Annotated in this window: 6 protein-coding genes and 2 pseudogenes; 5 read left to right on the top strand and 3 right to left on the bottom strand. The window is 65.7% G+C overall.

The window, feature by feature from the left end; all coding sequences use genetic code 11:
• Window positions 1–866: 866 nt before the first annotated feature.
• Together J8J14_RS25565 and J8J14_RS24090 are read right to left on the bottom strand one after the other, a co-directional pair.
• Window positions 867–995, bottom strand: a complete 129-nt coding sequence (locus J8J14_RS25565) for a hypothetical protein (RefSeq protein ID WP_280843023.1) — start codon at window positions 993–995, stop codon at window positions 867–869.
• Between the two features lie 378 nt (window positions 996–1373).
• On the bottom strand, window positions 1374–2399 hold the full coding sequence (locus J8J14_RS24090) for an amino acid ABC transporter substrate-binding protein (RefSeq protein WP_342452531.1): 1026 nt from the start codon (window positions 2397–2399) through the stop codon (window positions 1374–1376).
• Between the two features lie 484 nt (window positions 2400–2883).
• On the opposite strand from J8J14_RS24090, the gene J8J14_RS24095 reads away from it, so the two are divergent.
• The 5 genes and pseudogenes from J8J14_RS24095 to J8J14_RS24110 all read left to right on the top strand — a co-directional run bounded on the left by J8J14_RS24095 (window position 2884) and on the right by J8J14_RS24110 (window position 7404).
• Window positions 2884–3686 (top strand): IS5 family transposase gene (locus tag J8J14_RS24095; RefSeq protein WP_209382081.1). Its coding sequence is split into 2 segments (ribosomal slippage): window positions 2884–3214 and window positions 3214–3686, totalling 804 coding nucleotides; the frame shifts between segments, so codons are not numbered across the junction.
• Window positions 3687–4344: 658 nt separating this feature from the next.
• Window positions 4345–4470 (top strand): annotated as a pseudogene (locus J8J14_RS25865) (IS3 family transposase); the annotation flags it as partial.
• Between the two features lies 1 nt (window position 4471).
• Window positions 4472–4672 carry a hypothetical protein gene (locus tag J8J14_RS24100; RefSeq protein WP_209382082.1) on the top strand — a complete coding sequence of 67 codons (201 nt, stop codon included), beginning with the start codon at window positions 4472–4474 and terminating at the stop codon, window positions 4670–4672.
• Window positions 4673–5035: 363 nt separating this feature from the next.
• Window positions 5036–5770 carry a PEP-CTERM sorting domain-containing protein gene (locus J8J14_RS24105; protein WP_245216138.1) on the top strand — a complete coding sequence of 245 codons (735 nt, stop codon included), beginning with the start codon at window positions 5036–5038 and terminating at the stop codon, window positions 5768–5770.
• A gap of 1325 nt (window positions 5771–7095) precedes the next feature.
• The gene (locus J8J14_RS24110; protein ID WP_209382083.1) at window positions 7096–7404 is read left to right on the top strand and encodes a hypothetical protein; all 309 of its coding nucleotides are present in this window, start codon (window positions 7096–7098) and stop codon (window positions 7402–7404) included.
• Window positions 7405–7406: 2 nt separating this feature from the next.
• On the opposite strand, the pseudogene J8J14_RS24115 reads toward J8J14_RS24110, so the two are convergent.
• Window positions 7407–8355, bottom strand: a pseudogene (locus J8J14_RS24115) (restriction endonuclease subunit R); the annotation flags it as partial.

The following is an 8355-nucleotide window of genomic DNA, read 5'->3' on the forward strand; positions in this document are numbered from 1 at the left end:
TGGCGAGAGCAGGGTTTGCTCACGTCGCGGCGCAGCACCCACAGCGCAAAACCCCGCCCAGCCCTGCAACGCGCCCTGGCTTACGCCATCTGCCACGCCGCGTGATGGCCAAAGTCGAGCTAACAGGGTGGGGAGAAATCCCCGCCCACTCTTACTTCGCGTCCTGACCACAGCGGTACACTTGAGTGTTTAACGACTGCGCCCGAATTTTGTCGACGGGCCGGCGCAGTGCCCGTATCAGCCGCCCGCAACGCCTTGGATGACCATGCCCGAGCCGCCGCAGCTCTCGCAGGCTTTTCCGTTGCAGAGATTGCATGGGAACGTTCCCCCGTAGAAGCGGTGCGCTGTCCGGGCGGCCTGCTCCTTGCGCACCTGGGCTGCAGCAGCCGCACAGGGCGAAGTGGGTGGCGTCTACCCTCTATCCCCACCGAGCACCGCCCCCCTCGCCCATGCCGCGGCCAGCGCCGCCCGGGTGCGCTCCAAGACCCGGTACAGCGCCACCGCGTTGCGGGGCCGGCTAGGGGAGGGCAGGGGACGGAGGGAGAGGGCCATCAGCTCTGGGCCTCATCAGCCAGCACAGGGGCGATCCGACACACGCTTTGGCTTCTTTTGAAGCCCGCCTTACCCGGCCCGACATGGCGCACCTGCTCCAGCACCTCGACCCTCTGGCCCTTCTTCAGCCCAACCAGGAAGCCCCGGACCGTGTGCTGGGCGCGGCCGATCGCGTAATAATTCGGGCTATGGTGACGCCCTCCACCGGGTGTAGGAGCGCGAGGGCTGCTTGGTGCCTGGTGCCCTCACGTGCGGTTCGGGGGCGGAGGGATCACGTCCAGCCCGGCGTTGGCCAGTCGGCGCCCCAGGACGGCCTAACCGCCCATCTCCGCGACGCCCGATGTACCCGCTGCCAACACCCCGGCCTCGGCGATCCGGAGCACGGGGTCGTGAGCGCCGGACACCTCCTCCAGTAGCCCCGCCCTGAGCAAGCTCTGGAACACGGCATTCCGAGCGGAGGCCCGCAGGCTTGGAGGCGCCTCGGCCAGCCGTGACGAGTGCTGCACGGCGGCACTGAGGATTTGCGCCTGAGTGGGGAAAGGGTCTTGGACTGGGCCATCGTCGGGTCCTTGGGTAGGACCCGACCAGCCGGGTCCTACGATCCAGAGCCCTGACGAGAGAGGGTCAGGGTAGCGCGGGAGTAACGTCGCACCGCCTTCCGCGTCTCCGTTGCGTCGCTCTGTTCTGCGGTGAAGCCAGGCGCAAGATCAAGCATCATCGCGCTAAACCGAGACGCTCCTTGGCGGATGCCCTTCGGGCGTGAGATACGACGGAGCGTGGAGTGGGCACCAGTTTCATTGGCCACCCACCCACAAGAAGGCTTACCGGAGTGGCCAAGCGTACATCAGGCCGCCCCGCGTCCAGAGGTCGTTCGCCCCCCGCGGCAGTCCGATGGGCGTGTTAGGGCCTATGGTCCGATCGTACAGCTCCCCATAATTCCCCACCGCGCGAATGGCGTCATAAAGCCAACTTGGCTGCAGCTTGATCGCCTGCCCAAGGTCTGGAACCGCGCCGAGCAGGCGGCGCACCGCAGGGTCGGAACTGGTGGCACGCATCTGCTCGGCATTCGTGCTCGTTACGCCGAGTTCCTCCGCCTCAATTAGGCCATTGAGCACCCAGCGGACGACGTCGAACCACTCCTGATCGTCACGGCGCACCACGGGGCCGTAAGGCTCTTTCGAGAAGCGCGCTTCCAGGATCACGTAGTCATTGGGCCGGCCGAATTGACTGCGGAGTGCAGCAAGCTGGGTGGCATCGGTCGCGATGGCATCGCAACGCCCGGCCTGCAGCGCTTGGGCATTGTCCTGCATGCGCTCCTGCAGAACCGGCGCGAAGCGGAGATTGGCTGCCCGGAAGGCATCCTGCGTAACCAGTTCATTTGTCGTGCCAGGAGACATGCAGATGGTCATGCCATCCATTCCCCGGATGTCACTGACGTTGGCATCGCGGCGCACCATGAAGCCATGGCCATCATAAAGATTCACGCCTACCATACGGAGACCGAGATTGGTGTCCCGCACCATCGTCAAGGTCGTCTGGCGGATCAGGACATCGATCTCGCCGGACTGCAAGGCGATGAAACGCTGTACGGCGGTTAGCGGAATGAACCGGACCTTGTTGGGGTCTCCAAGCACCGCGGCTGATACGGCGCGGCAGAGGTCGGCATCCATTCCTCGCCAGACGCCCTGGCTGTCTGGGAGTGAGAAGCCGGCCACGCCGACATTCACGCCGCACGCGAGCACACCGCGTTGGCGAACGCCGTCCAACGTCTGGCCAGCCCACGCCATGCTCCAGCTCAGCGTTAAGCCAGCGGCAACCAGCGTGGATCCTAAAAGGCTTCTCCACACGTTGTTCTCCTCCCTGTTCTGCTCCGAAGCGGAAGACGCAGCTCCCATCAAGCAGGGCCGTGCCGCTCATTGCTAGCTTGCCGAATACAGGGGGTGATGGCCACCACTGTGTAGAATGTACAACTTCCACCCAATTCTCCGGACCGTGAGGATGCCTCAACCGAGGCAAGCACCTCCTCCAGAAGCTCGGCCGCGCTATGCTTTGGATTACAGCATTCCGGTTAGTTGCCGGCACATTCGGCGATGCCTCAGCTGGCTCCCCGGGCAGCTGGCGGCGGTGAGAACCTGTGCTTGGGCGGAGGAAAGTGCCTTCCTTGGCTCATCGTGAGGTCCACCCCCAGAGGATCGTGAAACCCAGCTCAGCTGGTCAGGCGGGTGAAGCTGCCCTGATTAGTAAGGTCGAGGTTCTCAATCGCCACCGACGCTGCTCTGCGATCCGCTCTAAAAGCTGGGGACAAAACTCGGGCTGAGGCGTTGAGGAGGGATGGCCCTCCTCGTTGCTGACAACCTCTGGGCGGTGGTGGAACCGCTATTGCCGCGGGATCGGCCGAAGCCGAGAGGTGGCCGACCGCGTGCACCGGATCGCGCGGCGCTGGCTGGCATCCTGTTCGTACTGCGGAGGGGCATCCAATGGCATGAGGTTCCGACCGAGCTGGGCTGCTGCGGCAAGACGTGCTGGCGGAGGCTGGGCGAGTGGCACGCAGCCGGGGTTTGGGCCCGGCTGCATCGGGTTCTGCTGGAGCGACTGCAGGACGCGGGGGCCCTGGACTGGAGCCGAGCGGCGCTCGACAGCGCCAGCCTGCCTGCGAAAAGGGGGGCGCGGAGGTCGGGCCGAACCCGACGGACCGCGGCAAGCCGGGCACCAAGCGCCACCTCGTCACGGATGCTCAGGGCACACCGCTTGGCCTGACGTTGAGCGGGGCCAACCGTCACGACAGCCGCATGCTCGGGCCCACGCTCGACGCAGTGCCGGGCGTGAGAACCACGCACCGGGGCCGTCCACGCCATAGGCCAGTCAAACTCCACGCTGACAAGGCCTACGACCACCGGCGTTGCCGTCGTGAGTGCCGCGCCCGCGGCATCGCCCCGCGCATCGCCCGGCGGGGGATTGAGAACAGCACCCGCCTCGGCCGTCACAGGTGGGTGGTAGAGCGCACCTTCGCCTGGCTGGCCCGGTTCCGGCGCCTGACCGTCCGGTACGAGCGCCGATCTGACCTACACCTCGCCCTGACGACCCTCGCCTGCGCCGTTATCTGCTTGCGACAGATCAGAAGGTTTTGTCCTTAGCTTTAAGCATAAAGCTCACGGCGCTTGGTCCATACGCAATCGCGCCGACCGGCTGGTAAGTGAAAACATCCCGGTTGAAGTGGTGCAGTGCAAAGGGGGTACGCCTCGGGTCCAGCCTCAGCACCAGTCCGGAATCCGTCTCAGCAATCTCGATCCCGCCCTATGGATAGCTGCGGTACCCGCCGATGTAGCCGGCCGCGGGAAGTGGCGGAGAGGGGTTTGCGGGCGGCTTTGAGTAATCGACTGACGTGCCGCAATCTGGCGCCAGCGCCATCGGCGGCTCGAACATTGCAAGCTAGTCCCGCTTGACCTCACCATATGGCACAAGGTCGTGATCTTAAAACCTGGAAATTGGACCGGCCATTCTGAGAGTTTTCCGGCAGGTTTGCTGACCTGAAGGAGGACGGTCCGGTGAGGAAGAGCCACTACACGGAAGAGCGGATTTCCTTCGCGCTGAAGTAGGCGGAGCTGAGCACGCCTGTGGCCGACCTCAGCCTGGACAAGGCGATGCTGCAGGAGGTTCTGGCAAAAAGGCCTGACGCCTGGTCGTCGGTGCGAGCTCGTCCGCCATGTGCAGGACGTGTTCGGGGTGAGCAAACGGGGCGACTGTGTGGCCCTGCGGTTCCATCGCTCCTCCCAGCGCTATCGCGCTCGCCGGGACGGCCAAGCGGCTCTGCGGATGCGGATCTGCGAGATCGCCGCGGTTCGGGTGCGTTACGGGTACTCGCGCATTCACGTCCTGCACCAGCGAGAAGGTTGGCGGGTGAACCGCAAGCGCGTGTACCATGGATGTCACTGCCGAGTTTCGTGATGAGACGGTCCGATCGGTCAAGCGGTTAGGTAATGATCAGGAAGATACGCAGGATCATCTAACCCGGACGGCTTCTAAGTTGGAGCAACTGCTGCGCGTCCTCTCTGACCTGATGCCCCGGGATGACCTCCGCGTCAGGCAGCCTGATCCGCCGGCCGATCGCACCATCAACTGATATGGCGCGTCCGCATCGGAGTTCTCCTGACAGGATGGCTTCTCAGCTGCCTGCTCAGGGGGACGCCGGCTGCAGACATGAACAACGGCGAGGCAGCCGCTTGCCGTGTCCCGCCTCTCCTGACACTGGCACCGCAGCGGATCGACCAGCTTTTGGCGGAAGGTAAAGATGACAATAGTCAGTGCTGCATGTAGGATTTCTTTACGACTTTTCCTGAGTGGCTACAAAGCTGTCAAAAATCCAGCCACTTACAAATGGTTACGGTATGGCACGAGTATTGCTCTTCAACCTTCGCGACATACTGCTGGCTAGAATGATCTCCGACAGGCGGAGATCAGAAGCCCAGGTGAAGGAGGCTAAACGATGAAGCTCAAGACAGCTGCAGCGGCCCTTGGTCTGGGTCTCGGAATGGCGGTCTCGGCCGGCACCGCTGATGCGGCGCTGGTGATCAGCTACCAGATCGGTGGCGGTGCCGCGACCACCTGCGCCGATGGCGCGGCGTGCGACTTCAACACGGTCGAGGGCGCCGTCAGCACCTTCGTGACGGGCGCGGGCTACAACTTCTTCATCGAGACGGCCCAGAGCTACCCTGCCGCTGGCACCCAGGCCCTGCCCGTGCTGCGGATGGATGTGACAGGCAATACCGCGCCGGGCGAGGGTGACGCCCCGACCCTGACGCTCATGGCGACGCAGACCGGCTTCACCACCCTGGGCACCACGCCCTTCGACCTGGCCTCCACTGTCAACTTCCCTGCCATCGCTGACAACGGCGCCACGCAGGCGACGGCGACCTACAGCTACTACCTCGACAACGGTAACGCCGAGTTCGGCACCGCTCAGCAGATCGGCACTGAGGCCTTCGCCTACAACGGTATCCTGACCTCCGCGCAGTCAAGCAACCAGCTGGTCTCTGCGAACCCGGATGGCAGCTTCTCGCTCACCTCCATGCTCGTCCTCTCGGGCATCGACCTGGGCCGGGGCTTCAGCGCAAACGCGGTGGTGAGCGCCGTGCCCGAGCCTGCCAGCCTGGCCCTGCTCGGGATGGGGCTGCTCGGCCTTGGCCTGACCCGCCGCGCCGGCCGGCGTAAGACGGCCTGACGCGTCGCCTTGTGCTGTAAGAAAATCTGACAGGAACGCGCCAAAACGGCGCGTTCCACCCGGTTTCTTGGTTCCTGATCGCGGCTCCTTTGTCCAGGATGCGAGGGCTAACCCGTACCGCTTCAGAAGCTTAACGGCGGGTCCGACAAGCTCCTCCCTTGAGGCCGCTCCTGCACTTGCTCAGGAGAGTCCTCCGCAATCGGACAACCGACCGCAAGCTGCCCCAGCCGACCCTATCCAGCAGACGCTGGTTTGCCTCGGAATGGCCGCCTGCCTCTTTCGGAGCACTTGATCCACGCCAGGGCAGGGCGAAACTATTGGCATTGGTCACGATTCTTCGGAGAACAACCCCGGCCCGCTGAGGTGATCCCTTGGCGAAGACCCCAGGTGACGAGGACAAGCCCAAGAAGGCGAGGCGCACGGCCGCCGCAACAGGGCGCAAGGCTACGTCAGCTGGAAGGCCCAAACGCCCCCGAGCAGCGGAACCTGGAACCCCGACCAAGGGGGCCGCGACGCCCAGTGCTTCCCGAAATGGGCGTGGCACCGAGGCTACGGCTCAGAAGACCTCCGGCCGATTCATAAAAGCCCAGCAGAAGACTCCCGGGAAGACAGTTCGTGTCGTGGCCGCCAGGACCTCTGCTGGGGGACGAACCGCGAGTGCAAAGCGTACCACACAGAAAGCTGCGGCCAGTATGGGTCGGGCTGCTCCCGCTTCCAAGCGGACGACGAGGTCCGCTGCCACGCCGAAGGCACGCGGTGCAACGGAAACGACGCGTGCCGGCAAGGCTGAGAGTACGGGCGCCGCGGGCCTGGCTGCGGCATCGGCGGCCAAGCGCCCCACGCGGTCCGCAGCGGCCGCAGAGACGCGCGGCACACGAGCCACCTCCGCCAGAGGAACCACCGGCGGGAAGGCGAGGCAAACGGGCACCGCGCGTGCGGCAGGCCGGGCGAGTGCTCGCGCAAAGGCTGCCGAAAAGCCAGTGCGCTCCCGGAGCACACGGGCGGCGCCGTCTCCATCGCCAGCACAGCGCCGGCATGGGCCGGGCACGAAGGCCGAGCCAGAAGTCAAGCCGAGGGCGAAGCCTCAGGCCGCCCGCAGCACGCCCGCAAAGCCCGGGGCCGACAAGCGGCCCCCGAGCACCAGGGGCACGAGAACAGCGGCCTTGGATCCCACGCCTCGGCGTAGGCGCGCCTCGCTGACCAGGCCTGTGGACATGTCCGCGTCCGGCGCGTCGCCAATTGGTGCCACGCCACGGCCCACCGCGGAGCACCTCACGGAGGCTTCGGCCAGCGGATCGATCCCTCTTGCTGACGCTGCTGCTGCTGTGACAGCCGCTGTCGCTTCCCCGGCCATGGCGGCGGCCGAGGTGACGGCACTGACGGCCGCAACGCTGGCCACGAACATCGTCGCTGCCAGCAGCCTGGGGGCAAGCATGCTGGGCGGAGACTCGACCTACGACGCGCTCTATCTGGCTTTCGCGATTGCCATGGGAGCGCGAGGCGTCGTGGTGTCGGACGCGTCCTTCGTGCGGGACATGAAGCGGCACCCTGATCCGCTCGTAGCGGGCATGGTGATCCCGCTCTCCAGCTGGGCAGAGGGGCTGGGCTTACTAGACAGGATCGCTAGGCGCTGATGCTATCTCCCGGAGGCCCGCGCCTCGGGCCTGAGCCGCATGGGGCGGCCCACGGGCGGCTTCCATTCTCCACGTTTGCGGGCCAACCAGGCGTAGCGCGGGTCACCCTCCAGCAGATCGAGATGGTCGCCCAGCCTGTTGCGCTCCAACCAGCCGATCGCGGCCTCCAGTTCCTCCAGCGTCATCCGTGCCCGTGGCTTGTCACCGGTCACGCGCTTGAGAATGGCATTGTAGCGGTGGTACAGCCCCGGCCCAGCCAAGCCGCCGCGCAATCCGCTCGCCCCAGCCTCGTCCTCAACTGCCTGGGCGGCCACCATCTCTCCCAGGCGCGCACGCAACCGCCGCTCGACAACCGAGGGCGCGTCCAGCAACTCGCCCTGCGCCTCCTCGCTCTCGGGCCGCCGCATCGCCAACTCCGGACCGGGGGCAAGCCGGTCGTAGCGCAGCGCCAGCGCATTGGAAGAGAGCGGCACGATCCCTTCCTTCTCCGCGGGCGGCAGTTGGTCTAGCAGCCAGTCCGGCAGCGTCATCTGGCCGCGGCGGGGCTTGGGCCGGCGTGCCATCGTGCCCTGCTCCGTCTCCATTCGCCGGCGAAAAAGACCGAAAAGCGGGTCGTCCGGGTGGAAGACGAGTGCCTGCTGAGCCTCGTAGCTCCCAGCATTCGGGTCCACTCGCGTTGCACGCGCCACCATCTGCTCAAGCCACGGGCGCGAGCGGATGTGGGTCAGCGCCGCAACGACGGCGACCTCAGGTGCGTCCAGCCCCTCATAGGCCATCGCCACTGTCACCAGAATCGAGGGCTCTGGGCGCAGTCGAAAGGCTGCGAGTAGTTCATGCGCGCGCGGCGTGTCGGAGGTCGCGAGCTGCGCCACCTCTTCGGCCTGCCCGGCTGGAATCCATCGTCGCACCACCTCCAGGTAGTGGCGCGCCGTCACCTGATCGGGGGCGACC

Source organism: Pararoseomonas baculiformis (assembly GCF_017813395.1).
Lineage (GTDB): Bacteria > Pseudomonadota > Alphaproteobacteria > Acetobacterales > Acetobacteraceae > Roseomonas > Roseomonas baculiformis.